Origin of the sequence: Novosphingobium sp. Leaf2 (genome assembly GCF_001421325.1) — a bacterium.
Classification (GTDB): domain Bacteria; phylum Pseudomonadota; class Alphaproteobacteria; order Sphingomonadales; family Sphingomonadaceae; genus Novosphingobium.
In genome coordinates, this window is sequence record NZ_LMJY01000002.1 from 37998 (window position 1) to 63833 (window position 25836).

The 25836-nt window shown below is 63.5% G+C and carries 27 protein-coding genes; 15 read left to right on the forward strand and 12 right to left on the reverse strand.

Annotation, left to right across the window (positions count from 1 at the left end):
• The first annotated feature begins 33 nt into the window (after positions 1 to 33).
• The 5 genes from ASE49_RS03225 to ASE49_RS03245 are packed head-to-tail and all read left to right on the forward strand — an operon-like array spanning position 34 to position 4142.
• The gene (locus tag ASE49_RS03225; RefSeq protein WP_056768690.1) at positions 34 to 924 is read left to right on the forward strand and encodes a DUF1932 domain-containing protein; all 891 of its coding nucleotides are present in this window, start codon (positions 34 to 36) and stop codon (positions 922 to 924) included.
• On the forward strand, positions 921 to 1943 hold the full coding sequence (locus tag ASE49_RS03230) for an amidohydrolase family protein (RefSeq protein ID WP_056768691.1): 1023 nt from the start codon (positions 921 to 923) through the stop codon (positions 1941 to 1943). The genes ASE49_RS03225 and ASE49_RS03230 overlap by 4 nt, the downstream gene beginning before the upstream one ends.
• On the forward strand, positions 1940 to 2350 hold the full coding sequence (gene ligA, locus ASE49_RS03235; protein ID WP_056768692.1) for a protocatechuate 4,5-dioxygenase subunit alpha: 411 nt from the start codon (positions 1940 to 1942) through the stop codon (positions 2348 to 2350). The genes ASE49_RS03230 and ligA overlap by 4 nt, the downstream gene beginning before the upstream one ends.
• Positions 2350 to 3195 (forward strand): class III extradiol dioxygenase subunit beta, encoded by an 846-nt coding sequence (locus ASE49_RS03240; protein WP_056768693.1) that lies wholly within the window; start codon positions 2350 to 2352, stop codon positions 3193 to 3195. Before ligA ends, ASE49_RS03240 begins: the two co-directional genes overlap by 1 nt.
• A gap of 5 nt (positions 3196 to 3200) precedes the next feature.
• Complete coding sequence (locus tag ASE49_RS03245) at positions 3201 to 4142, forward strand: Gfo/Idh/MocA family oxidoreductase (RefSeq protein WP_056768694.1); 942 nt, start codon at positions 3201 to 3203, stop codon at positions 4140 to 4142.
• Here the strand turns inward: ASE49_RS03245 and ASE49_RS03250 are convergent.
• Positions 4132 to 5049 carry a helix-turn-helix domain-containing protein gene (locus ASE49_RS03250; RefSeq protein ID WP_056768765.1) on the reverse strand — a complete coding sequence of 306 codons (918 nt, stop codon included), beginning with the start codon at positions 5047 to 5049 and terminating at the stop codon, positions 4132 to 4134. The two genes, ASE49_RS03245 and ASE49_RS03250, sit on opposite strands and share 11 nt — an antisense overlap.
• A gap of 108 nt (positions 5050 to 5157) precedes the next feature.
• Here ASE49_RS03250 and pobA point away from each other — a divergent pair, with 108 nt between their 5' ends.
• Both pobA and ASE49_RS03260 read left to right on the forward strand, forming a co-directional pair.
• A complete protein-coding gene (gene pobA, locus ASE49_RS03255) occupies positions 5158 to 6327 on the forward strand; it encodes a 4-hydroxybenzoate 3-monooxygenase (protein ID WP_056768695.1) in 1170 nt (389 codons plus the stop codon).
• A gap of 192 nt (positions 6328 to 6519) precedes the next feature.
• Complete coding sequence (locus ASE49_RS03260) at positions 6520 to 8172, forward strand: FAD-binding protein (protein ID WP_056768696.1); 1653 nt, start codon at positions 6520 to 6522, stop codon at positions 8170 to 8172.
• A 37-nt stretch (positions 8173 to 8209) separates the two neighbouring features.
• Here the strand turns inward: ASE49_RS03260 and ASE49_RS03265 are convergent, their stop codons facing one another.
• Positions 8210 to 8887, reverse strand: a complete 678-nt coding sequence (locus tag ASE49_RS03265) for a winged helix-turn-helix transcriptional regulator (RefSeq protein ID WP_235522811.1) — start codon at positions 8885 to 8887, stop codon at positions 8210 to 8212.
• 88 nt (positions 8888 to 8975) lie between these two features.
• Between ASE49_RS03265 and ASE49_RS03270 the strand changes: the two genes are divergently transcribed.
• From ASE49_RS03270 to ASE49_RS03290, 5 genes are all read left to right on the forward strand, one after another.
• Complete coding sequence (locus ASE49_RS03270; protein WP_056768698.1) at positions 8976 to 9401, forward strand: VOC family protein; 426 nt, start codon at positions 8976 to 8978, stop codon at positions 9399 to 9401.
• Positions 9398 to 10111, forward strand: coding sequence for a DUF1428 domain-containing protein (locus ASE49_RS17610; protein ID WP_082456281.1), 714 nt, complete (start codon positions 9398 to 9400; stop codon positions 10109 to 10111). Before ASE49_RS03270 ends, ASE49_RS17610 begins: the two co-directional genes overlap by 4 nt.
• A gap of 16 nt (positions 10112 to 10127) precedes the next feature.
• Complete coding sequence (locus ASE49_RS03280) at positions 10128 to 10925, forward strand: VOC family protein (protein ID WP_056768699.1); 798 nt, start codon at positions 10128 to 10130, stop codon at positions 10923 to 10925.
• Between the two features lie 885 nt (positions 10926 to 11810).
• Complete coding sequence (locus ASE49_RS03285; RefSeq protein WP_056768700.1) at positions 11811 to 12098, forward strand: UvrB/UvrC motif-containing protein; 288 nt, start codon at positions 11811 to 11813, stop codon at positions 12096 to 12098.
• 94 nt (positions 12099 to 12192) lie between these two features.
• Positions 12193 to 14421 (forward strand): catalase, encoded by a 2229-nt coding sequence (locus ASE49_RS03290; RefSeq protein WP_082456282.1) that lies wholly within the window; start codon positions 12193 to 12195, stop codon positions 14419 to 14421.
• 109 nt (positions 14422 to 14530) lie between these two features.
• Here the strand turns inward: ASE49_RS03290 and ASE49_RS03295 are convergent, their stop codons facing one another.
• Complete coding sequence (locus tag ASE49_RS03295; RefSeq protein WP_056768701.1) at positions 14531 to 14710, reverse strand: hypothetical protein; 180 nt, start codon at positions 14708 to 14710, stop codon at positions 14531 to 14533.
• 386 nt (positions 14711 to 15096) lie between these two features.
• Between ASE49_RS03295 and ASE49_RS03300 the strand changes: the two genes are divergently transcribed.
• Positions 15097 to 15999, forward strand: a complete 903-nt coding sequence (locus tag ASE49_RS03300; protein ID WP_056768702.1) for an OmpA family protein — start codon at positions 15097 to 15099, stop codon at positions 15997 to 15999.
• 44 nt (positions 16000 to 16043) lie between these two features.
• Here ASE49_RS03300 and ASE49_RS03305 read toward each other — a convergent pair whose 3' ends face one another.
• Together ASE49_RS03305 and ASE49_RS03310 are read right to left on the reverse strand one after the other, a co-directional pair.
• Entirely contained in the window at positions 16044 to 18656 is a 2613-nt protein-coding gene (locus ASE49_RS03305; RefSeq protein WP_056768703.1) for an ATP-binding protein, read from the reverse strand.
• Entirely contained in the window at positions 18646 to 20142 is a 1497-nt protein-coding gene (locus tag ASE49_RS03310; protein ID WP_056768704.1) for an ATPase domain-containing protein, read from the reverse strand. The genes ASE49_RS03305 and ASE49_RS03310 overlap by 11 nt, the downstream gene beginning before the upstream one ends.
• 183 nt (positions 20143 to 20325) lie before the next feature.
• Between ASE49_RS03310 and ASE49_RS03315 the strand changes: the two genes are divergently transcribed.
• Together ASE49_RS03315 and ASE49_RS03320 are read left to right on the forward strand one after the other, a co-directional pair.
• Positions 20326 to 20886 (forward strand): hypothetical protein, encoded by a 561-nt coding sequence (locus ASE49_RS03315; RefSeq protein ID WP_056768705.1) that lies wholly within the window; start codon positions 20326 to 20328, stop codon positions 20884 to 20886.
• Between the two features lie 116 nt (positions 20887 to 21002).
• On the forward strand, positions 21003 to 22028 hold the full coding sequence (locus ASE49_RS03320) for a class 1 fructose-bisphosphatase (RefSeq protein WP_056768706.1): 1026 nt from the start codon (positions 21003 to 21005) through the stop codon (positions 22026 to 22028).
• A 141-nt stretch (positions 22029 to 22169) separates the two neighbouring features.
• On the opposite strand, the gene ASE49_RS03325 is transcribed toward ASE49_RS03320, so the two are convergent.
• From ASE49_RS03325 to ASE49_RS03355, 7 genes are all read right to left on the reverse strand, one after another.
• Positions 22170 to 22625: a DUF1810 domain-containing protein gene (locus ASE49_RS03325; protein ID WP_056768707.1), complete on the reverse strand. Its 456-nt coding sequence runs from the start codon at positions 22623 to 22625 to the stop codon at positions 22170 to 22172.
• 3 nt (positions 22626 to 22628) lie between these two features.
• On the reverse strand, positions 22629 to 22847 hold the full coding sequence (locus ASE49_RS03330; RefSeq protein ID WP_056768708.1) for a DUF2945 domain-containing protein: 219 nt from the start codon (positions 22845 to 22847) through the stop codon (positions 22629 to 22631).
• A 3-nt stretch (positions 22848 to 22850) separates the two neighbouring features.
• On the reverse strand, positions 22851 to 23069 hold the full coding sequence (locus ASE49_RS03335; protein WP_056768709.1) for a hypothetical protein: 219 nt from the start codon (positions 23067 to 23069) through the stop codon (positions 22851 to 22853).
• Between the two features lie 103 nt (positions 23070 to 23172).
• Positions 23173 to 24006, reverse strand: coding sequence for a 2,3,4,5-tetrahydropyridine-2,6-dicarboxylate N-succinyltransferase (dapD, locus tag ASE49_RS03340; RefSeq protein WP_056768710.1), 834 nt, complete (start codon positions 24004 to 24006; stop codon positions 23173 to 23175).
• A 108-nt stretch (positions 24007 to 24114) separates the two neighbouring features.
• Positions 24115 to 24780, reverse strand: a complete 666-nt coding sequence (gene gmk / locus ASE49_RS03345; protein ID WP_056768711.1) for a guanylate kinase — start codon at positions 24778 to 24780, stop codon at positions 24115 to 24117.
• Positions 24781 to 24831: 51 nt separating this feature from the next.
• Positions 24832 to 25221 (reverse strand): hypothetical protein, encoded by a 390-nt coding sequence (locus ASE49_RS03350; protein ID WP_235522812.1) that lies wholly within the window; start codon positions 25219 to 25221, stop codon positions 24832 to 24834.
• 92 nt (positions 25222 to 25313) lie between these two features.
• Positions 25314 to 25814, reverse strand: coding sequence for an SspB family protein (locus ASE49_RS03355; protein WP_056768713.1), 501 nt, complete (start codon positions 25812 to 25814; stop codon positions 25314 to 25316).
• Between the last annotated feature and the right edge of the window lie 22 nt (positions 25815 to 25836).

Sequence of the window (25836 nt, forward strand, 5' to 3'; positions counted from 1 at the left end):
AGCGAGCAGGCAGAGACGGCACAGCCTGTCCACATGATGACGATGCTCGGCCTGATAGGTTTCGGTGAAGCCGGACGCACCTTCGCTGCTGCGGGGGGCTGGCGCGATGCCCAGGTCTTTGACCGTCTGACCACCGATGCGCGTGCGCGTGACGCCAAGCGCGCCGAATATGCCGAGGTCGGCATCGCCGGATGCGAAACCTTGGATGAGGTGGTTGGCCAGGCGTCTGCAATACTCTCGCTGGTCACGGCCGATCAGGCGCTCGCCGTTGCCGCGTCGGTCGCCGAGAGAATTAACCCCGGCACGGCGTATTGCGACATGAACAGCGTCGCTCCCGACACCAAGCGTGAGGCCGCGCGGCTGATCGAGGCGGCAGGCGGGCGTTACAGCGACGTCGCGGTCATGGCGCCCGTCAACCCGGCACGGCTGTCCGTACCTCTGCTCGTCAGCGGAGCCCATGCCGACGAGGCCAGGATGCGGCTTGAAGCTCTGGGTTTCGTTGGTGTCGGGATCGTCGGCGACGAGGTGGGCCGCGCGTCGTCGATCAAGATGATCCGCTCGGTGATCGTCAAGGGGATCGAGGCGCTGAGCGCGGAATGCGTGCTGGCTGCTGCTGCGGCGGGGGTATCGGCCGAAGTGCTCGCCTCGCTTGACGCCAGTTCCAAGCCGGCCACCTGGACCGACCGGGCCGACTATAATCTTGACCGCATGATGATCCATGGCCTGCGGCGGGCTGCCGAAATGGAAGAAGTGGTGAAGACGCTGGATGCGCTCGGCACGGGAAGTGCGATGACGCGCGCCACCGTGGAGCGTCAGCGTGCCATCGGTGCTCTGCAGCTCGGCCATCCCGCTTCGGGCCTTTCCGGCAAGGTCGACCAGATCCGTGCAAAAACGGCAGACAAGGATAGGACACAGGCCGCATGACCATGGTCATCGATTGTCACGGGCATTATACGACCGCCCCTGAGCCCCACACCGCATGGCGTGAAGAACAGAAGGCGGCGTTCCGCGCGGGCCAGTCCGCGCCGCCCTATCCGGTGATCGCCGACGATGAAATCCGCGAGACCCTGGAAAAGAACCAGATCCGCCTGCTGAAGGAACGCGGCGCGGATATGACCATCTTCTCGCCGCGCGCGTCAGCAATGGCGCCGCATGTTGGCGACGAGAGCGTTTCGCTCGCATGGGCGCGGGCGAATAACGACCTCATCAAGCGCTGTGCCGATCTGTATCCAGACCTGTTCGCGCCGGTCTGTATGCTGCCGCAGTCCCCGTCGGCGGATATGCAAGGCTCGATCGCCGAATTGCAGCGCTGCGTGGACATGGGCTTCGTGGGATGCAACCTCAATCCCGATCCCGGCGGCGGTCATTTCAAGCATCCGCCGCTGACCGATCCGTTCTGGTATCCCTTCTACGAGAAGATGGTCGAACTCGACGTGCCGGCGATGATCCACGTCTCCGGCAGCTGTAATCCGGGGCTTCACGCCACGGGCGCGTATTACATCGCGGCGGACACGATCGCTTTCATGCAGTTGCTTGAGGGCGATCTGTTCGCCGACTTCCCGACGCTGCGCTTCATCATTCCGCACGGCGGCGGCGCGGTGCCCTATCACTGGGGGCGCTATCGCGGCCTTGCGGACATGCTAAAAAAGCCCGCGCTGGCGACGCATCTGATGAACAACATCTTCTTCGACACCTGCGTCTATCACCAGCCCGGCATCGACCTTCTGGCAAACGTCATCTCGAACGAGAACATTCTTTTCGGCTCGGAAATGGTCGGCGCGGTGCGCGGTATCGATCCCGAGACGGGTCACTATTTCGACGATACCAAGCGGTATGTCGATGCGCTCGATATCAGCGATGCGCAGCGGCATGCGATCTTCGAGGGCAATGCGCGCCGCGTCTTCCCGCGGCTTGACGCACAACTGAAAGCGCGCGGCCTATGACCGGTTCGACCGACATCCACGATTATCTCGCTCAGTTCGACGATATCCCCGGCACGCGCGTGTTCACCGCCAAGCGGGCGCGTCAGGGCTTCCATCTCAACCAGTTCGCGATGAGCCTGATGAAGGCCGAAAACCGCGAGCGCTGGAAAGCGGACGAACGCGCCTATCTCGATGCCTGGCCGATGAGCGAGGAACAGAAGCAGGCGGTGCTGGATCGCGATTACAACCGCTTGCTCGATCTGGGGGGGAACATCTACTTCGTTGCGAAGCTCTTTTCGACGGATGGGCTCAGCTTTCTGCAGGCGGTCAGCACCATGAGCGGCATGACGCTTGAGGACTATTCGGCAATGATGGTTGCCGGTGGCCGCTCGCCCGAAGGGCAGCGATCGATCAAGGACAAATACTGATGGCCCGCATTACCGCCGGCGTGGCGTCCAGCCATATTCCCGCACTGGGTTATGCGTCGGACTTCGACAAGACGAGCGAACCTTATTGGACGCCGGCGTTCGCTGGCTACGAATGGACCCGGGCCTGGGAAGCTGAGCAGAAGCCGGATGTCGTGATCCTGGTCTTCAACGATCATGCCTCGGCGTTTGACATGAACATCATCCCGACTTTCGCCATTGCCTGCGCAGAGGAATTCCAGCCGGCGGACGAAGGCTGGGGTCCGCGCCCGGTGCCGGTGGTGAAGGGCCATCCCGATCTAGCCTGGCATATCGCGCAAAGCTGTATCCTGGATGAGTTCGACATGACCATCATCAATGAGATGCCGGTCGATCACGGACTTACCGTGCCGCTCTCGATGATGTTCGGCAAACCCGCCGCATGGCCGTGCCGGGTCATACCGATCGCGGTGAATGTGGTCACCTACCCGCCGCCTTCAGGCAACCGGTGCTGGATGCTTGGCGAGGCCATCGCCAAGGCCGTCGCCAGCTTTCCCGAGGATCTGAATGTGCAGATATGGGGGACCGGCGGCATGAGCCACCAGCTGCAGGGACCGCGCGCCGGTCTGATCAACAAGGCATGGGACAACGCTTTCATCGATAAGCTGGAAGGTGATACGCAAGAGCTGCGTTACATACCCCACATCGAATATCTGCGCGAAGCGGGATCTGAAGGGATCGAGCTGGTCATGTGGCTGATTATGCGCGGTGCGCTCGGCAAGACGACGCGCATGCTTCATCGTCATTATCACGTACCCGCCAGCAACACTGCCGTCGGTCACGTCGTTCTTCAACCCGAACAGGAATAGCATTCATGCGCATTGCCTTGGCCGGAGCCGGCGCCTTCGGCGAAAAACATCTCGATGGCCTCCGCAACATCGCGGACGTGTCAGTCAGTTCGATCATCAGCCGCGACCTGGATCAGGCGCGGGGAGTGGCCGACAAATATGGCGCCGCCCATGCAACCACCGACCTTGCCGAAGCGCTTGCACGCGATGATGTCGATGCGGTGATCCTTTGCACGCCCACGCAGATGCATGCCGAGCAGGCGATCGCATGCATGAAGGCGGGCAAGCACGTGCAGGTGGAGATCCCGCTGGCGGACAACTGGGCCGATGCGCAGGACGTGCTCAAGGTGCAGCAGGAAACCGGCCTTACCTGCATGGTAGGCCACACCCGCCGCTTCAATCCAAGCCACCAATTCGTTCACAAAAAGATTACGGCGGGTGAGATCGCCGTCCAGCAGATGGACGTGCAGACGTATTTCTTTCGGCGGAAAAACATCAACGCCAAGGGTCAGCCGCGCAGCTGGACTGACCACCTCCTGTGGCACCACGCGGCACATACCGTGGATCTGTTTGCCTATCAGGCTGGGCGGATCGTTCAGGCCAATGCCATCCAGGGACCGATTCATCCGGAACTGGGTATCGCCATGGACATGTCGATCCAGCTCAAGAGTGAGAGTGGGGCCATCTGCACGCTGTCGCTCAGCTTCAACAACGATGGCCCGCTCGGCACCTTCTTCCGCTATATCTGCGATAACGGCACGTATATCGCGCGATACGACGACCTGGTGAACGGGAAGGAAGAGCCGATCGACGTGTCGCACGTGGACGTGTCGATGAACGGCATCGAATTGCAGGACCGGGAATTCATCGCCGCGATCCGGGAAGGTCGGGAACCGGAAAGCTCGGTCGCAAAGGTTTTCGATTGCTATCGGGTGCTCGCTGAACTTGACGAGCAGCTCAGGGCTTAACGGTGATGGCGCCGCCCCGTTCGCGGTAGCGGCGGGGCGGCTGGCCGGTATGGCGCGTGAAGAACCGGGAAAAATACGCCGGATCCTCGAAGCCGACGGCATAGCCGATCTGCGCTACGGTGAGATTGGAATACAGAAGCAGGCGCCGCGCTTCCAGCAGGGCGCGGTCGTCAAGAATAGCTGCGGGACTGCGCCCGGCCACTTGGGCGCAGGCGACGCGCAGCGCGGTGGGGCTGACGCCCAGCGCGGCGGCATGGGCCTGGATGGGTTCACGCAGGCGAAACCGCGCGTCGATCCGCTCGCGAAGCCGGGCGACAAGAGATACCCTGCGCCCTCCTGGCGACATCGGAGGCTCGGCAGATGCACCCATCAGGCGCAGGCTATGGGTCATGATCGAGAGCAGCGCGATCTCGATTGCGGCCCGTTGGCCCGGCGTGTTCCAGCTCAGTTCCCGCTCCGTCTCGGCGATCAACCTTTGCATGCCGGCGCAGCGGTCTGCCGGCAACGTGACGACATGGGCCGTCGTAAACAGCGGCGACAGGTCTGGGTGCCGTGCGAGCAGATCGGCAAGGTAATCGACGGCGAGCGTCACCACGAAGCCATTGGATTCCGAATGCCAGCGAAAGCCATGCACCACTGCAGCCGGCACGAACAGCAGGCAGGGCCCGCCAAAGCGCTTCTCGCTGCCTTCCGCGCGCATCGATCCGCCGCCGTCGGCGATCAGGATGATGTGCGCGAGATGCCGGTGAATGTGCGGTTCGATCGTCCATTCGCTGGGCCGCGATCGATCGTCCAGACTTTCGACATGAACGAAGCCGGTTTCCACATCGCGCTGGGGTTCGCCGTAGAGATAGAACGCCGGTATGCTGGCGCGCTCGGCGGAAGATGGGGAGGAGGCGCTGGTCATGACGGTTGAATAGTCCAAGTATTCGGTTTGAACCGACATGTCCACTTCGCCGCATTCGGATCACTCCATGTGCACGGCCCGATGAAGGTCGGTGAGAGGATCTGAAGCATGCGCACCCAAGTCGTCATCATCGGGGCTGGCCCGGCCGGGCTGCTGCTAGGCCATCTCCTGCTCGCGGAAGGTATCGACGCCATCCTGGTGGAGCGCGCGTCAGCCGATTATGTGCTGGGCCGGATACGCGCTGGCGTGCTGGAAACGACGCTGACCGATCTTTTGCACCAACTTGGCATCGATGAGCGGCTGAACGCGGAAGGGTTGCCGCACGATGGCTTCAATCTTGCCGACGGCGAGCGACTGATCCGGATCGATGTCGCGGCGCTGACTGGCCGGCATGTGACCGTTTACGGCCAGACCGAGGTGACGCGCGATCTGATGACGGCCGCGACCGAGCGTGGTTTGCAGATCATCTACGAGGCCGCGGACGTTACACTGCACGGCATCGAAGGCGATGCGCCGTTTGTGACCTTCCGCGAAAACGGGGTGCCAAAGCGCATTGATGCCCGTTTCATCGTCGGCTGCGACGGATTTCACGGACCGTCGCGCCAGGCAATGCCGGCCCATGTCGCGCAGGCTTTCGAGAAGGTCTATCCGTTCGGCTGGCTCGGCATTCTGGCTGATGTGCCGCCATGCAACCACGAACTGATCTACGCAAGCCATGACAATGGCTTCGCGCTGGCATCGATGCGTTCCAACACGCGCAGCCGCTATTATATCCAGGTGCCCCTCGACGAGAAGATCGAGGCATGGCCCGATGACCGGGTGTGGGACGAACTGGCTGTGCGGCTCGGGCCCGATGTGGCGGGCAACATCACGCGTGGACCCGCGATCGAAAAATCCATCGCGCCGCTGCGATCCTTCGTGTTCGAACCGATGCGGCATGGCAGCCTGTTTCTGGCAGGAGACAGCGCCCACATCGTGCCGCCGACCGGTGCGAAAGGGCTGAATCTCGCCGCTTCCGATGTCGCCTATCTCACGCGTGCGCTTACCGCTTTCTTCAACGCGCATGACAATGATGCCATCGCCCAGTATTCGGACCGGGCGCTGGCGCGGGTCTGGAAGGCCGAGCGCTTCTCCTGGCAACTCACTTCGCTGATGCACCGTTTTCCCGGCACGACACCCTTCGATCGGCGGATGCAGATGGCGGACCTTGATTACATCGCATCGTCAACCGCCGCGCAGACGACGATCGCCGAGAATTACGTTGGCCTGCCGCTCTGATCGGACCGGCCCCCGAGTGTTGGAACAGGGCTGGATGCGCGTGAGCGGGGTGGGGCAGCCGCGCCGCCTAGGGCGGACCTGTTTAATCTGACAGGCGTCAGACCCGACCGCGCGCGTAAGATGCCCGGGGACGCAGCGCTCTTGATAATCTGAACACAAAAAACTGAATCGCGCGCTGCCGGGAGAACCGGGATGACTGACGATACCAAGTGGGATCTGGAGGCCGACGTCGTCGTTCTGGGTTCGGGCGGAGCGGCAATGATCGCGGCCATTGCCGCGCATGACTTCGGCGCCAAGGATGTGGTCATTCTGGAGAAGACCGGCATGGTCGGCGGCACCACGGCGATGTCCGGCGGCATGCTGTGGATCCCCGGCAACCACCATCAGCTTGAGGCCGGCATCACGGAGAATGACGAGGACGTCGTCGCGTATCTCGACGCGCTCGCGCCGGGAACGCTGGACCCGGACACCTTGATGGCGTTCATGGAGACAGGGCCGGAAATGATCCGCTATCTGGCGGAACGCACGCCGGTGCGTTTCCACGCCTACCCCGACTTTCCCGATTACCAGCCCTACATGCCGGGCGCCAAGCCGGACGGCGGCCGTTCTTTGGACAACGACGCGTTTTCGTTCGCCCGGCTTGGCAAATGGGCGAGCCGGGTCAACCCCACCAAGATGGCCTATCCGGTGCGTGGCAGCCTGATGGAAGCGATCAACGGCACGCTGGACGATGCGACCCTGGCCGAGCGGGAGGCCGGCGATTATCGCGGGCTTGGTCAGGCGCTGGCCGGGGCGCTGTTCAAGGCGGTGCTGGACCGCGAGATCCCGGTGGCGTTCGAAAAGCGCGCCCGCAAGCTGGTCAAGGACGGCAGCCGGGTGATCGGCGTGATTGCGCAGGATGCCACCGGCAAGGATTTCCGCGTGCGCGCGCGCCGGGGGGTGGTGATCGCCACCGGCGGTTTCGAGTGGAACGAAATGCTGGTCAAAACCTTCCTGCGCGGTCCGCTGACAGGCCCCGTCAGCGTGCCGGAGAATGAGGGCGACGGCCTGCTGATGGCGATAGAAGCGGGCGCGCAACTGGGGAACATGCAGCATGCCTTCTGGCAGCAGAGCGTTCTGGAATACGAACCCCAGCACCGCGCCGCAAAGCCCAATTACCTGCTGGGCTCTGACGAGCGCGCACGGCCAGGGGCGATCCTGGTGAACCGCGCCGGCAAGCGGTTCGTAAATGAGGCAGCCAACTACAACGCGATGGGTAAGGCGCTGCACGCGTTCGATGCGGGCACGCACACCTATGCGAACCTGCCGTACTGGCTGATCATCGACCAGCGGTACCGCAACAAGTACCAGACTTTCAACACACCGCCCGCAGGCCCCACGCCCGGCTTCATGATGCAGGCCGATACGCTGGAGGAACTGGCGACGATGGCCGGCATTGATGCCGAGGGTCTGGTGGCCAGCGTGGCCCGCTTCAACGCAATGGTCCGCAACGGCCACGATGACGATTTCAATCGCGGCGACAATTCCTACGACAACTTCTACATGTGGGGCGACGCCGATTTTGAGCCGCCATATCGCACGCTGGGGGTCATCGATCAGGCGCCGTACTATGCGGTGAAGATGGAGGCTGGAGCATTGGGGACTGCCGGTGGTCCGCGCACCAATGCGGAGGCGCAAGTGCTGGACTGGAGCGGCAATCCGATTCCCGGGCTATACGCGGCCGGCAATGCCATGGCGGCGGTGCTGGGCGAGGCGTATGGCGGTGCGGGCGGTACCCTGGGGCCGGGAATGACGTTCGGCTATATCGCCGGTCGGCATCTGGGCACGCACATCGCCAACGTCTGACCGCAGCCCTCTTGGCTGGGGCTATGGCGTAGGGCGATCAGCAGACCAAGGCCTTGTCGGGGAGGGGGAAATAGTGCCCCAGCCCGGCTGCGCGTTCGCGGTTGCCCTCTACCAGCAGAAGGCCTGCTGATTCCAGCATAGCTATGGACGCATCGGTGTAGATAAGCGCGGCCACCCCGCTGGGATTGCCGGAGAACACGATTTCCGGGTCGTCGGGCAATCCCCTGCCGGCGGTGACGGTGCCGTCGCTAAGGACGAAATGGAAGGTATCATCGTCGAACCGGAAGCCTAGTCGCAGGTTCAGGGCCTTTGCGAGCACAGGATCGATCATCGTGCGCAGCGACAAGATCAAGGCCACCGGGCTGAACGGGGCGGTGGGGTCGTGGCGCGGGGATCGCGCCGCCCAGCGCCCCAGCGCTTCGAACACCGGAAGCGATTCCTGGCCCCATTCGGTCAATCCATAGACCTGGACGCGGGCAGGGGACGGCAGTGTTTCACGCAGTACCACGCCCGCCGCTTCCAGTCCTTCAAGCCGCTGGGTGAGGACATTCGCGCTGATACCGGGCAGGCTGCGGCGCAATTCCGAGAAGCGACGCGGCCCCAGCATGAGTTCGCGGATGACGGGCAGCGCCCACCGTTCCCCCACCAGGTCCATCGCATGCACAGCCGCGCACGCGTCGTCGTACCGCCGCTTGGATGGGGCTGAATCAATCAAAGTTATCTTTTCTAACGACATGGTTGCCTTTTATAACTACCAAGTGCAGATATTGCGTCGTTGAGTCGGTTGCAAGGGAGCGGATGAAATGGCGAAGATGATTTTTGTAAACCTGCCCGTCACGGACGTGGCCAAGGCGACGGCGTTCTACGAAGCGGTCGGCTTCGTGAAGAACGAGGCGTTCTCGAACGCGCAGGTCTCTGCGATGAACTGGTCCGACACGATCCATGTGATGCTGATGGATCATGCGTTCTTTTCGGTGATCACGCCCAAGACCATCGTCGATCCACGCACGCACACCAGCGCGGTGTTCGCGCTCTCGCTCGACGATCGCGCGCAAGTGGATGCGATCACGCAGGCCGCGATCGACGCCGGTGGCCGCGAGGCGCACGAGGCAGAGGACATGGGCTACATGTACAGCCGCGCGTTCGAGGATCTGGACGGCCACGGCTGGGGCCCGTTCCATATGGACATGAATGCGGCGCCGCCCGCTTCTGACGGAGACGCCGCATGACGTATGTAGAGGGGTTCCTCTCGCCCGTTCCGCTCGCCAACAAGGAGGCATACATTGCCCATGCCCGTCAGGCCACGCCGGTGCTGCGCGACCTTGGCGTCGTGCGCATCGTCGAGGCTTGGGGCGATGACGTTCCGCGCGGCAAGGTCAACGACATGTGGATGGCGGTGGACGCGCGCGAAGACGAGACCGTGGTGTTTTCATGGTTCGAGTATCCCGACCGTGCGACGCGCGATGCGACGGTCGGCAAACTGATGAACGATCCACGCCTGGCGGGCATGATGGACGCGGTGCCCTTCGATACACAGCGGATGGTCTGGGGCGGGTTCGAAAGCGTCAGCGAAGCGGGTGAAGCGTGTGCACCGGGGTATGTCGATGGCGTTGTGCTGCCGCTCAAGGCCGACCGATGCGACGAATACGCCGGGTTTGCGGCGGCGACCACGGCCACGTTTCTCGATCATGGCGCGCTGCGGATTCTGGACTCTGTAGCCGACGATGTGGCGGCCGGCGAGGTAACGGATTTCCTGCGCGCGGTGAACGTGGAGGACGGCGAAATTCCTGCGTTCGGGTGGGTCGAGTGGCCCGACAAGCCTACACGCGACGCCGGCTGGGGCAAGATCATGGACGATCCGCGTCTGGCAGACCGGGTTCCGCCCTTCGATGGCGAGCGCATGATCTTCGGCGGTTTTTCGACCATCGTAGACGCATGAGGCAGGAGTGGACGCAATGACAACCGGCAGCGGTACGCCAGTCTGGTTCGAACTTAACGTGCCCGACACTGGCGCGGCAGAGCGTTTCTACACAGCAATTACGGGGTGGAGCGTCGCGCAATCGCCTGTGGCGGAGCATGGCGGCTACCGCATCGCCAGCGCGCCGGACGGAATGCCGGTGGCCGGGATGATGACCTCGCCGCCAGGTGCGCCCGCATTCGGCGGCTGGGCAGTCTATCTCGGTGTCGATGATACCGATGCCTTCGCCGCAAGGGTAAAGGCGCTGGGCGGCAGCGTGAACTTCGGCCCGATGGACATTCCGCACGTGGGCCGGTTCGCGGTGTGCGCCGACCCCCAAGGCGTCGTGTTTTTCATCATGACCGGTGCGGGCGAAGATACCAGCAAGGCTTTCCTGCAGATGGAGGGCGGGGGTAGCCTGGGCCATGCAGTCTGGATCGAACTGGCGACGCCGGATACTGATGCTGCCTTCGTCTTCTACGGCGACCTGTTCGGATGGACGAAAGCCGGTGCGATGCCGATGGGCCCGATGGGCGACTATGCCTTCATCGGCGCCGGTGCTCTGAACCCCGGCGCGATCATGTCCAGCACCGCAACGGGCGCGCCGGCTGGGTGGACCTGGTATGTCGAGGTCGCCGATATCGACGACGCGGTCGAGGCGGTGCGCGCGAACGGTGGCGCAGTCATCCAGGGGCCGGACCAGATCCCGGGTGGTAACTATTCGGTCAAGCTCGTCGATCCGCAGCACTATCCGTTCGGGATGGTAGGTCCGCGCCACGGGACGCGTGACGAATAGCGGGGCATGTCGGCGCAATCGTACCGGCCAGTATTGCCCGGCGATCCGGAACGAACCTGGCGTTTGCCAGTTTTTTGCCCATCGCCTGATGTAGTTGAACGAAAGGCGACAAGGATCGATTACTAGTCCGCGTCATCCCTCAAGACGCGGCGAGTCGGGTGAGCGGATACCACCTAGCCTGAGGCCGGTGGCGATCCCGGTCGCCAGCGCGCAAACCGACGCACTTGCGTATACCTTGCGCGTGACGCCGAAGGAGGGCCGGTCAATCCGGCGATCCAGCGCCGCTACACGGCCCAGTCGAAGGCCTGCCGAGACGCCGAGACGCCGCGACCCCGCCATCCGGCAATGTCCGGTGCTATCAGGCGGAATTCGCGCGCCAGGACGCATACCTCAACCGTGCGTGGGCGTGCGCGCTGCGCCGGGTCCAACCCGCGCGGCACCGCTCTGATGGCGCAACGCCGCTGGGTGGCCCAGCGCCGCCCTTTGTGCGCACTACGTCAAGGGCATGAACGCCCCGCTGGAGGCGGTTGCGTATCTGGATTGCCCGGTGGAAGTGACGATCCGTCGCACGATGTGGCTGGAGCAACGTGGCGCCAGGGTCAGCCGCACTTGCAAACAGTCAATCACTAGGCGGCCATCGCCAGTTCAGTCACCTTGCGCGACGCGCTGCTCCAACGCGACGGTTCTGGTGCAAAGGTCCGCAAGTTCGAAACTATGCGAGCCCAGGAACGCGACTGAGCCGTGGTTGGGATTGCTTGCCAGGCGGGCGGTTTGCCTGCGATGGCGGGCAAGCCACTGCCGCTGATCCGTGCGCAGACGCTCGCGGGGCGCGGCCGGCGGGTTTGCGATCTGCCACCAAGTGGCGCCCGGCGGCGTTAGGGTTGCATGTCCGACGATCTTGCCAGTTTGTACGCGCGCATGGATGCCGCCGCCAAGGCTCTCGATTTCGAGGAGGCGCGGCGGCTGCGCGACCAGATCAGCCTGCTGAGGGGCGGCGCGTCTTCAGCAGAGGCCAGCGCGGCGGACCTTTCCGGCATGGTGCGCCAGCAGCCCGGCGCGATGGGGCTTGGCACCAATCACCTTCGCACGGCGCCGCCACCGGGCTGGAAGCCGCCGGCAAAGCCCGATCTCCACACCAACACCAAATCCCGCCGCCGCCCGCGCTCAGACTGACGATTGTCCTGATCGAGGTTTAGGCGAGCAGACCTTGCGGCAACTGCGAACGGGCGGGGTGGTTGCCTAGGGTGAAGCACAAGAGGTACTGCCCATGGCCAAAACGCCCCCCAAGCCGAACACGAAGTCATCCACCAAGCCGGCAGATATTGCCGGCGCAGATATCGGCGGCGAGACCGCGAAGAAGGCTACTCCCGTTCCGGCGGACGCCGATATCGCGTATGCGTTCGACGGTCCGCAAGGCGCTGGCGGTGAAACGCACCAGATCGCCGGCAACGGTGTGGCCACGATGACCACGCAGCAGGGCATCCCGGTTGCCGACGATCAGAACAGCCTGAAGCAGGGTGCGCGCGGTCCGTCGCTGTTGGAAGACTTCCACTTCCGCGAAAAGATGTTCCATTTCGATCATGAGCGCATCCCCGAGCGCGTGGTGCATGCCCGCGGCTATGGCGCGCACGGGTTCTTCGAGCTGACCGACAGCCTGTCCGACGTAACCCGTGCCGATGTGTTCCAGCGTGTGGGCGAGCGTACGCCCGCGTTCGTCAGGTTCTCCACCGTGGCGGGCTCCAAGGGTTCGGCGGATCTAGCCCGCGACGTGCGCGGGTTTGCCGTGAAAATATACACGCAGGAAGGCAACTGGGATCTGGTGGGCAACAATATCCCGGTGTTCTTCATCCAGGATGCGATCAAGTTTCCCGATCTTATCCATTCAGCCAAGCCTGAGCCTGACCGCGCCTTTCCGCAGGCGCAAACTGCGCATGACAATTTCTGGGATTTCATCAGCCTGACGCCGGAAAGCTTCCACATGGTGATGTGGACGATGTCCGATCGGGCCATTCCGCGTTCGCTGCGCACCATGGAAGGCTTCGGGGTTCACACGTTCCGTCTGGTGGATGCGCAAGGCAAGTCCACTTTCGTCAAGTTCCACTGGAAGCCCAAGCAGGGTCTGCAATCGGTGGTCTGGAACGAGGCGGTCAAGATCAATGGCGCCGATCCCGATTTCCATCGCCGCGACTTGTGGGATGCCATCAGTGCCGGGGACTTCCCCGAGTGGGAACTGGGCGTGCAGTTGTTCGACGATGCCTTTGCCGACAGTTTCGATTTCGACGTCCTGGACGCGACCAAGCTGATCCCCGAAGAACTGGTGCCGGTGCGTATCGTCGGTCGTCTCGTGCTGGACCGCGTGGTGGACAACTTCTTTGCTGAGACCGAGCAGGTGGCGTTCTGCACCCAGAACGTGCCGCCGGGGATCGATTTTTCCAACGATCCGCTGCTGCAGGGGCGCAATTTCTCGTATCTGGATACGCAGCTCAAGCGGCTGGGCGGCCCCAACTTCACGCACATTCCGATCAATGCGCCCAAGTGCCCGATGGCGCACTTCCAGCAGGATGGGCACATGGCGATGCACAACCCCAAGGGCCGCGCGAATTACGAGCCCAATAGCTGGGGTGCAACGCAAGGCGGCCCGCGCGAAGATCCGGCCCGCGGCTTCACCAGCTTTGCCGAAGTGGCGGACGGCCCGAAGCAACGGGTACGCTCCGAAACGTTCGCTGACCATTACAGTCAGGCCCGGCAGTTCTTCGTCAGCCAGACGCCTGTGGAGCAAAAGCACATCGGCGATGCGCTGGTGTTCGAGCTTTCTAAAGTCGAGCGGCCGGACATCCGCTCGCGGACCGTGTCTCACCTTGTGAACATCGATGCCGGGCTTGCGGCAACGGTAGCCGATGGGCTGGGTCTGGCGGTGCCGGATGCGGCGGTTGCTGCCCGCCCGCCGATTACCGACCTGCCGGCATCTGAAAAGCTGAGCATCCTCAAGAACGGGCCTGACAGCTTCAAGGGCCGCAAGCTGGGTATCCTGCTCAGCGATGGCGCCGATGTGGCGGTATTCAAGGCCCTGCTCAAGGCCGTGGAGGCCGAAGATGCGGTGTACGAAGTCATCGCGCCCCGGATTTCGGGGGTTACCTTGTCCGATGGTACTACCGTTGCGGCCAAGCAGAAGGTGGATGGCGGGCCGTCCGTACTGTTCGATGCAGTAGCGATCGTGGTGTCCGCGCAAGGGGCGGACCTGTTGTCGATGGATGCGGCGGCGAAGGATTTCGTGACGGATGCCTTCGCGCACTGCAAGTTCATCGCGTTTACGCCGGAGGCCGAGCCCCTCTTCGCCAAGGCGGGCATTGCCGGTGACCTGGACGAGGCGTGCATGCCTTTGGAAAATGCAAAGGACACCGCGGCGTTCGTGCAAGCCTGCCGCGCCCTGCGCCATTGGCCGCGTGAAATGAAGGTCGATCTCGACGCGAAGCCCGCTGGCTTACAGCGAAGTTGACGGCGAACAAAGAGCGGCGCGGGTGGGTTATCATCCGCGCCGTTTTTTTGTCGGCAGGCAAAAAATTACCCCCGCCAAAGCGGGGGTAATGGTGCAACCTTGTGCGAAGTTACTTCGCGCCGGTGCCGGGCTCTGTGGTCTTGGGGGCCTTGCCGTCTTCGATCCGGCCTTCATTGCGAAGTTCGCGGCCTTCCTCGGCCTTCTTCTGGCTCTCGGCTGATTTGCCGTGCTCGTTCATCTCTTCCTTGATGAAACCGGCGGCTTCCTTGGCTTTGCCTTCGATGCTCATGATCGTCTCCTTTTCTTGCGTCTGCCCGTGCAGATCGTGTTGATCCCCCAGCGTTCGAAGCCCGCCGCAAGATCCGGTCGCCCATCACAGATCAACTAAAATGGAGGCCGGCAGTCGCGAGCGTATCGGCCAAGCGCGCCTCCGTTCGTCGCACCCCGCGCCCGCACGGCCCGTGCAGCAATGTGGTATGGCGGAGTGTTCATGTATCCGAAAGGATATCCTGAACACGCAAGGGCTCCACGGCATTCAGGTGCGGCGTCATGCCGCACCTCCGGGGAAGATTTATACACGGGGGCTCCGGCGGCTCACGGCACTTTTCAAGGCCGGGCAGCCGGACGAAGCTGCGGTCATGCAGGCCCGATGGTCGAGTTTGAAGGAGTACCGCAATGATCGTTTCCAAACACCCAAAGATGCTTATGGCAGTAGCATTGCTGGCCGGCACCGCTGGCGCAGGCGTGTCCGCGCAATCGCAGGATGCGCCCCCGCCAGCAGATGCGGCAGCCCCAGCTCCTGAAGCGCCGCCGCCGGCCGATGTCACCGCAACCGTACCGGGCACCCGGCCCGTGCAGGGGCCGGAAATCAAGGGCATCATCTCCGCGCGCAGCGGCGACAGGATGCAGGTTACTGCCGATGATGGCACCAAGACCGTGGTGACTATCGACGACGGGACCAAGATCACCGCGGTCAAAGGCCTGTTCGGCATGAACCGCAGCAAGCTGGCGTCCACCTCGCTGCTCAATGGCCTGCCGGTGACGGTCAAGACCGTGCAGGGCGGCGACGGACTGCTCGCTAGCGACATTACCCTGCAGGGCAAGGATCTGCGCACCGCCGCAATGATCCACAACGGCACCGACCAGCGGTTCTCCGAACAGACCGCCGCTACCGAGGCCTTGCGCGGTCGCATGGGGGATATCGACAAATATAACGTCAAGAACACGATCAATGTGAACTTCGACACCGGCAAGGCTGTGCTCTCACCTCAGGCCAAGGCCGATCTGTGTGCCGCTGCTACGGCCGCGGACGGCATGGACAACGCGTTGCTGCTGGTCGTGGGTTACACCGATTCCACCGGCACCCCCGAATTCAACCAGACGCTTAGCGAAAAGCGAGCGGGTAATGTCGTGAACTATCTCCAGCAGGCCTGCCACTGGAAGCCCTACCGGATGCTGACCCCCACCGGCATGTCCGAAGCGGACCCGCTGGCGGACAACAGCACGCCCGAAGGCAAGGCGCAGAACCGCCGCGTTTCGGTGAACGTGTTGGTCAGCAAGGGGCTGGACGGCCTGTAAGCGCGCAAAGACGGGGAGCGGGCTGTCGCCTGCTCCCCTGCTTGTCAGGCCATCATTTCTGCGACCTTGGACGCGAGATCGTCCAGCGCGAAGGGCTTAGTGATCATCCCCATGTTCGTGCCCAAAAAGCCGGCGCGGATCGCGGCGTTCTCGGCATAACCGGTGACGAACAGGATCGGCAGATCGGGGCGGTGTCCACGCGCCACTTCGGCAAGTTGCCGCCCGTTCATGCCGGGCAGGCCGACATCGGACACCATCAGATTGAGATGATCGTCCGAGCGCAGGATCGGAATCGCTTCCACGGCATCGCCTGCCTCCAGCGTGGTGTAGCCGAGTTCCCGCAGCACGTCACACACCAGCAGGCGCACCGCCGGATCGTCTTCCACGACCAGCACGGTCTGGCCGCTACCGGTGCTGGTGGCAGCTGGCGCCGCCTTGGTCGGCTGGTGCACGCCTTCGCCCGCCGGGAGGTAGAGCTTGACCGAGGTGCCGCCGCCCGGCTTGCTGTGAATGCGCACCTGGCCGCCAGACTGGCGGGCAAACCCGTACACCATCGACAGGCCAAGCCCGGTGCCCTGGCCGATCGGCTTGGTGGTGAAGAACGGCTCGAACACCTTTTCCATGACGTCGCTGGACATGCCCACGCCTGTGTCCGACACGGCGATGATCACATACGGACCCGGCTTTATGTCGGGCTCGGCGATTGCGTACGAGGGGTCGAGGTCTACGGTGGCCACCTCCACCGTGAGCTGGCCCCCGTCCGGCATGGCATCGCGCGCATTGATCGCCAGGTTGATGATCGCGCTTTCCAACTGATTGGCATCCGCGATGGCGTGCGGGTTTCCTGGCGCTTCGACGATGTCCAGCCGAATGTTTTCGGAGATGGTCCGCCGCAGCAGATCGTCCAGCGACTGGACCAGCGCGTTGACATCCACCGGCTTGGCATCGAGCGACTGGCGGCGTGAAAACGCCAGCAGCCGCGCGGTGAGCGCGGCGGCGCGCTGCGCTGACGTGGACGCCGCGTCCATGTAGCGGTCCAGACCGTCCATCCGGTTGGACGCGATGCGCCGCTTCATCAGGTCCAGACTGCCGATGACGCCGGTGAGCATGTTGTTGAAATCGTGGGCGATGCCGCCAGTCAGCTGCCCCACGGCTTCCATTTTCTGGCTTTGCCGCAGCGCGGCTTCGGCATTCGCGCGGTTGGCCATTTCCTCTTCCAGCGCCTGCGTGCGTTCGATCACCTTCTGCTCAAGCGTCTGGTTGAGGCGGTTCGCGGTCTTGATCAGCCTGGCATTGTCGATGGCGATCGCGGCCTGCGCGGCAAGCCCGGCGGCCAGGCGTTCGGACCGCGTATCGAACCGGTCCGCCTCGCGGTGGCCGAAGAACAGGGCGCCGATCACTTCGCCCGAACGGGCAACGACCGGGATCGCAAGGTAGCTTAAGACTTTCAAGTGGCCCTTGGGCATTCCCCAATGCGGCGCATTGTTGCCATAGCGAGGATCCTTGGTGATGTTGCCTGAGCGCACAATGCCTTCCCCGTTGAACGTGGGGCCAAACAAGGTGGTGTTGCGCGGCGTGGTGAAGTTCCTGAACGCCTCCATCGGTGCGCCCGAAAGGCTGTAAAGCTTGTAGGTCTCGCCGCGCTCATCCACCTGGTTGTAGAAGAACGCGCCGTATTGCGCCCCCGTAAGGTCGCGCCCGGCATCGACGACGGACTGGACCAGCGTATCGAGATCAAGCTCTGCCGCCACCCGCTCGCCGGTCTGGTTCAGCGTTTCCAGCGCGCGGCTTTCCTCGCGCAGTGCGGCTTCGGAGGCGGCCAGCGCGGCTTCGGCTTCCTTGGCTGCGGTGATGTCGATCACGGTGCCGATGAAACGCACAGCCACGCCGTTTTCGAACACCGCGCCGCCGCGCGCCGAAACGTAGCGCTCGACCCCGTCCTCCAGACCGATCGTGCGATAGTGGATGTCATAGGACCCATCGCCGCTGGGATCGAGCGCAAGGCGCACCGCGTTTTCAGTGAAAGCCCGGTCATCAGGATGCAGGCCGGCCAGGAAACTGCCGTCGAACGTGATGGGCGCATCGGGGGACAGGCCGAACATCGCCTTGCAGCGCTCGTCCCAGCGCAGTTCGCCGGAAACCGGATCATAATCCCAAGTGCCGATATTGGCGGCGGCGGTAGCCAGGCGCAGGCGGCTTTCGCTGTTGGCCAGCTCGGCGAGCCGGTCGCGCATCTCGAACTGCTTTTGCCGGGCGCGCAAGGCCGAAGCGATGGTGCTGACGAGCGAGGCGACGCCCAAGGGGCGTTCCAGCACGACCTTGTTGCCAGGCAGGTCATCGAAGTTCAGTTCGCGGGCGGCGTAGCGCGCATTATAGGTCGATCGCTGGGCCTTGAGGATGACGAACGGCAGATCCGACCACGCCGGCTGCTGCGCCAGCGCACGTGATAGCGGTTCAAGATTGCCGTTCAGCGCCTCTTCGGTGACCAGCACGGTGCCCACATGATCGTCCAGCGCCTGCGCCACCGCGACGATATCATCGCAGATACGCACTGTGTAATTCTGCCTGCCCAGCAATTCGGCCACGCTTTGGGCATCGCGGCCATACGGTGCGCAAACCAGAACGCGGTAGCCTTCGGCCGCGGTTCTAGCCGCCATGCAGGCGGTCCTCCATCAGCGGTTCGCTGGCGCCGGTGTATTCGGGCGTGCCGGTCAGCACGCCCTTGAAGCCCCGCAAGGTATCGCCCACGCGCAGTCCCTGACCGTCGATGCGGAATTCGCGGATCGCATCCTCGTGCTGGCCGCCCCGGTTCTTGAGGACCGAAATTGCCTTGCGGATGCGCCCTTCCGCCTCGAAGAAGCGCAGCAGCACCACCGCGTCCGCCACGTAAGAGACGTTGAGATTGGTGATCATCGATCCGACCAGCCCGTGCTGGGGATTGATCAGGAAGGTGATCACCCCGCGCTGGCTGAGATAGGACAGCAGTTCGTGCATCTGCAGGATCAGCTGTTGTTCCTGCGGCATCGCGGCCACGTAGCCGTTCAGGCTGTCGATCACGATCATGCGCACGCCGCGCTGTTCCACCTCATGGCGTACGCGGGCCGCGAACTCACCGGGCGAGATTTCGGCCGGGTCGATCTGCTCCAGCTTCAGGCAGCCGGACTCGAGATGACCGGCAATATCGAGGCCGAACGCGCGCGACCGGGAGATGAGGGTGGTAACCCGCTCATCGAACTGGAAGATCGTGCCGCGTTCCGCGCGCTCACACGCGGCGAAGACGTATTGCAGCGCGATAGTGGTCTTGCCCGAGCCGGCAGGACCGGTGACGAGAATGCTGCTGCCGCGTAAAGGCCCCCCGCCCAGCAGCGCGTCCAGCTCGGCAACCCCGCTTGGCACGGTATCTTCGGCGTAAGACGCATGATGCTCGGCCGCGATCAGGCGCGGGAAGATTTCGACCCCGCCTTTGCGGATCACCATGTCGTGGAAGCCGGCGATGAAATCGACGCCGCGCAGCTTCTGCACCTGCATGCGCCGGCGTGCCGCGCCGAACTCCAGCGTCAGGCGTTCCAGCGTGATTACCCCGTGGCACAGGCTGTGGAGCTGCGAATCGCGCACGTCGCCCGATGCGGTCATGTCATCCACCAGCAGCACGGTGGTTTCCCGCCCGGAGAAGAACTGCTTGAGTGCCAGCACCTGGCGCCGATAGCGTAGCGGATCCTGCGCCAGCAGTCGCATCTCGGAAAGACTGTCGAACACCACGCGCGCGGGATTTACGCGCTCAACTTCGTCGTGGATCAGGCGGATCGTTTCGCTCAGCTCCATTTCCCAAGGATGGATGATGGATTGTTCCAGTCCGCCGCCGCGCACGCTGTCAGACGAATCGAATTCGAATACGTCAAACCCGTCCAGCGTCCAGCCGTGCGATGCGGCGACCACGCGCAGTTCCTCGCGGCTTTCGGACAGGGTGATGTACAGAACCCGCTCGCCGCGCTCCACGCCTTCGCGCAGGAACTGCAGCGCCAGCGTGGTCTTGCCAGACCCCGGCGCGCCTTCGAGCAGATAGAGGCGGTTGGCCGGCAGCCCGCCTTTCAGAATACCGTCAAGGCCTGCATTGCCGGTCGAGATGGTGTTGTTTTCGTTCAATGCTTCTCACCCATCTCGTCCACACGGCACCCTAGCCGCTTGTGATCCGTCGCTGCAATAAAACAATTGGTCGCAGTTCAGGACGCGATAACGCCTATGTCGCGACGGCGCTGACGCCGCATTGCTGGCCGAAAATGTATATGCCAGTATACGGTTAGGGCGAGCGCATAAGGAACATGTGAAATGACGGGTGGAAAACTGGCGACGGTGGCCACGATGCTTGGTGCGATGCTGTGGATGATGCCTTCGGCCCTGGCCGCGCAGGACGCGGGCATGCACGGCCATCAGGACGCACCGCCGCCCTGCGCCGCGCCCGCCGCTTTGCCCCAGGGACTGCAAGGCTGGGCCAACGCCGCCAGCGCGTTGACGATGGCCGGGAGCGCGCAGGACGCGCGGGCCGAAACCGTCACGGTCGGGACCGTCTACGACATGGGACTCAAGCCTACATCCACGCTGCGCTATGCCGTCACGCCCCGTAAGCTGCCCGACCAGGCGGGTTTCGGTGGACTGGCCGCGTTCCACGTCGCCCGCCCCGGCAGATACCAGGTCGTGCAGGACGGACATGCGTGGGTCGATGTTATCGGCGCAGGCAAGGCGCTTGCGTCTGCCGGGCACGGGCATGGACTGCCGTGTTCCGGCATCACCAAGATGGTGGCCTACGATCTGGCGCCGGGCCGTTACGTGCTGCAGGTTGCAGGCAACGGCAGGGCTACGCTCAAGGTCATGATCGTCCCGGTTGGTTGACGGCGACCCGCCAACAATCAACGGGATAGGCGCGCGTGGGAATTGTTGATAGGGCCGCAAGTCTTGATAAGCTGCGGTGCGGCAAACCGCCGCCGCCATAACGAGAGTATGTCTGGATGAAACGCCTTACGCTCACCCGTTTCATGATCGAGGAACAGCGGCGCTCCGGCGTGCTGCGGCCCGAACTGCGCCTGCTGATCGAAACCGTGGCCCGCGCCTGCAAGACCATCAGCCATTCGATCGGCAAAGGTGCGCTGGGCGAAGTCCTGGGCAGCCAGGGTACGGATAACGTGCAAGGCGAAGTCCAGAAAAAGCTCGACGTGATCGCCAACGAACTGCTGCTGGAAGCGAATGAGTGGGGCGGTCATCTGGCGGCTATGGCGTCCGAGGAGATGGAAACCCTCCACCGTATTCCCAACCGCTATCCCAAGGGCGAATATCTGCTGCTGTTCGATCCCATCGACGGGTCCAGCAACATCGACGTCGGCTTGTCAGTCGGCACGATATTCTCGGTGCTGCGCGCGCCCGTCAGCGCGTCCGGGCGCGAGGTGACGGAGCAGGACTTCATGCAGCCCGGGCGTGAGCAAGTGGCCGCGGGCTATGCGATCTACGGCCCGCAGACGCTCTTGGTGCTTTCACTTGGCACTGGCGTGTACGAATTCACGTTGGACCGCGAAGTGGGCGCCTGGCTGATGACCGACGGGCCGCTGCAGATCCCGGCGGGCAACTGCGAATTCGCGATCAATTCGGCGCGTCACAAGCAGTGGTCGCCGGCGATCACGCGCTACATCGATGAGCGGCTGGCCGGTGAGGAGGGGCCTTGCGGCACCGATTACAACATGCGCTGGACGGCCTCGATGGTGGCGGACGTGCATCGCATCCTCAAGCGAGGGGGCATTTTCCTGTATCCTGCCGATCATCGCAGCCCCGGCAAGGCCCGCCTGCGCCTGATGTACGAGGCGAACCCGATGGCGTTCCTGGTCGAGCAAGCCGGCGGCGCGGCGAACGATGGGTATGGTCGAATTCTGGATGTGAAGCCGGTGGGCTTGCACCAGCGGGTCGGCGTGATCCTGGGTGACAAGACTGAGGTCGAGACCGTAGCGGCTTATGGCCGGGAAATGGCGGAACCGGTGAAGGCATGACTTTCGGGTTCAGCATTAACGGGTTGTAAATGCTGGCGCTCTAATCCCGGAATCACAGGAGATGGCGACCCAGATCGTCAGATATGCCGGAAGCCGCGTCACGGCGCTTCCGGCATTTTTCGTGTCTGGATTGCTGTTTCTTCAGGTCGGACGGGCGTCAGGGCCAAGTTGCAAGATCTGGCGCGTGCGATCGTCGCGCCGGCCTTGGCAAAACGCATCGAGCGCGTGACCGAAAGGGTCGGCATCGCGCCCGGCGCTAAGCGCGGCAATTTCAAACAGCGCCATTGAACTGCAAAACTTCAGCGCGTCAACACCGCCCAGGATCGCTGCCGCACTGCGCCGTCTTGCCCAGCCGAGCATCAGTTGCGTCGTCTCCAGAAGTCGGGCGCCGAGCAGCGGATGGTTGAGGTAGGAAGCGGCTTCGGACAGCCCCTCGATCGCGTAACGCCGCGAGATCGTGCTTTGGCCCAGTCCTGCAATCTGCGGAAAGATGAACCACATCCAGTGCGTGCGTTTTTGCCCCTGCACCAGTTCTTCGCGCACCTGTGCGTATACCGGATCCTGAGCTTCGATGAAGCGGTGCAGGTCGGCGGCCATGTATCAGCCCTTTTCCAGTTCCGAGCCGCGTTTCAACACTTTGGCCCCTTCCTCCTGTTCGATGAGGTATGCCGGATTGTCCTGCGTGCCGTTGCGCGATACGCGCTTGCCTTTCAGGGTACGGCTTACGCGGCGCTCGAATGTGTCAACCACCTTGCCGCTCGCGGTGCCGGAGCCCCAGTTCCAGTGCACCGTGGCACCTTTATGGAAGGAATCGGCCATCGCTCAGGGCTTCTGAGCCGATTGTTCGGCCACCGCCTTGTTGGTCGTGGCATCGCCGCCGGTATCGTCAGGCGCGCTGAACATGCCCGTCGCCACGATGATGACGAAAGCGATAATCACCAGCGCCAGTCCGATCCCCAGCACATAGCGCGTTACGTGCGTACTCTCACCGGCACGGGCTTCGACTTTGTCGAGATGGATTTCGTCACCGCGCTTTTCCATGGCGTGTCCCTCCTGATGCGGGACGCCATCGGGCACCCGTTACAAAAGGATACAACACGCGAGTGCGGACAGCGTTCCGCCGCCCGCACCTATGCAAGGCACGTCAGTCGCGCAGCAGTTCGTTGATGCCGGTCTTGGAGCGGGTCTGCGCATCGACCGTCTTGACGATCACCGCGCAGTACAGCGAGGGGCCGGGCGTGCCGTCAGGTAGGGGCTTGCCGGGCAGTGCGCCGGGCACCACCACGGCGTAGGGCGGCACGCGGCCGATGTGTATCTCGCCGGTCGCCCGATCGACGATCTTGGTGGATGCGCCGATGAACACGCCCATCGACAGCACCGCGCCTTCGCCCACGATCGCGCCCTCGGCCACTTCCGACCGTGCGCCGATGAAGGCGTTGTCTTCGATGATGACCGGTCCGGCCTGCAGCGGTTCCAGCACCCCGCCGATGCCGACGCCGCCCGAGATGTGGACGTTGCGACCGATCTGCGCGCACGAACCCACCGTGGCCCAGGTATCGACCATCGTGCCTTCACCTACGTAGGCACCCAGATTCACGAAGCTGGGCATCAGCACCACGCCCTTGGAGATGAACGCGCTGCGCCGCACGACCGCGCCGGGCACCACGCGCACGCCGGCGTCCTTGAAGCGGGCTTCATCCCAGCCCGCAAACTTGAGCGGCACTTTGTCGAAAGCCGGTGCGCCGGCAGCGCCATAGTCCACGACCGCATTGTCGTTCAGCCGGAAGCTGAGCAGCACCGCCTTCTTGAGCCACTGGTTCACCACCCATTCGCCGCCAACCTTTTGCGCAACCCGGGCTTGCCCCGAATCGAGCAGGTCCAGCGCCTGGTCGACGATCTGGCGCACGTCCTGGCTGGCCGGGGTGACGGTGTCGCGCGCGTCGAACGCGGCTTCGATCTGGGCGGCAAGGTCGGACATGAGCGTAGGCCTTTCGGATGGGCGATGTTTGCCGGTCGCCTAAAGCCAGAAGTGGCCGGGGGCAAGGGGCGGGCGGACACGATTCGAACCCATCCGCGCGGCTCCCGGTCAATCGTCGGGGTTGAGCAGTTCGCGCGTGAAGCCGATCAGGCCGGTCTGGCGGGCGCGGCGCAGGCGCTCGGCCTGCAGGATATGGCGCACCTGCCCGAAGCAGCCCGCCACATCGTCGTTGATCACCACGTAATCGTAGCCGTCCCAGTGGCTGATCTCGGAACGTGCGCGCTCCATCCGGCCCTGGATCACCTCCGCGCTGTCCGTGCCGCGCCCAGTCAGGCGGCGGCGCAGTTCCTCGATGCTGGGCGGCAGCAGGAACACGCGGACCACATCGCGTTCCAGCTTTTGATACAGCTGCTGAGTGCCCTGCCAGTCGATGTCGAACAGATAATCCAGGCCTTCCTTCAGGCCGGCTTTAACCTGCGCCTTGGGCGTGCCGTAGCTGTGCCCGAAAACCGTGGCCCACTCCAGAAAGTCGCCATCGTCCACCATCCGCTCGAACGTTTCGGCGGTGACGAAGTGGTAGTCCTTGCCGTCCACCTCACCGGGACGCGGGGGGCGGGTGGTACACGACACCGAATTGCAGATGTGCGGATCGTGATCCAGCAGCATGCGCGCGATCGTGGTCTTGCCCGCGCCCGATGGCGAGGACAGGATGAACATCAACCCGCGCCGGGCAAGGGTGCCGTCAGCCTGGGAAACAAGGGTGGATTGGGTCATGACCCCCGATGCCGGGCTGAGCCGCGCAAATCAAGTCCGCACAGCAGTGACCTATTCCGTCTCGCCGTCCTGCGCCATGTCTTCGATGACCTCTTCGCCTTGTCGGCGGGCCTGACGGGCGTGGCTGCGATCGTACAGCGTCTTTGCCACCAGGGCGCCCCCGATGAAGAGGGCGCCGGGCACCGATCCCAGCGCCACGCGGGCCAGGGCGCCGTGCAGCAACGTCTCGCTCATGGTGCGACCGCGCAGGATCGACTTGGCCTTGCGCGGGGAATAGCTGGCGCCCAGCACCGCACGTTCCACCGCCCGCCGGGCGAGGGTGGTGCCGGTACGCAAGGCAATATCTGCAATCACCAGATTGGTCGCGGGGTTGGGGCTGGGGCCGTGCAATTCGCCGCCGTTATCGGCCAGCGCCTTGAGCCCGTTGGGCGCGGCCTTCACCGCACCTGCGGCTTTTTGTGCGGTTTGTTTCAAACGCCTGGGGCCCAACATGATCGCAGTATCGCCCTTCGTTCGGGCAGCAGCAGGCCCGGTTACTTCTTCTTGCCGAAATCCACGGACACGACATTCGAGCCATCGTCCGCAGGAGTAATGCGTGAGGCAACGTCGCGTTCCTCGTCGTTGCCGGCCGCGCCCACTGAGTCGTCCTCTTCCGCTTCTTCGGTGGCCTGGAATTGCAAGCCGAAGTCCACCGCCGGATCGACGAAGGCGGTGATGGCAGAGAACGGAATGTCCAGCTTGGCGGGCATCTGGTTGAACGAGAGGCTGACGGTGAAGCCATCGTCGGTAACGCCAAGATCCCAGAACTTGTTCTGGATCACGATCGTCATTTCATCGGGGAAGCGGGCGCGCAGGCTGGGGGGAATGCCGACACCAGGCGCGCCGGTCTTGAACGTGATGTAGAAGTGATGGCCGCCGGGCAGGACGCCATTTGCGGCCTCCACCTGGCCTAGCACGCGACCGACGACCGCACGCAGGGCCTCCTGCACGATTTCGTCGTAAGGGATCAGGCTGTCTTGCGGGGTGTCGTTCATCGGGCCCTACGTGGTCATGCTT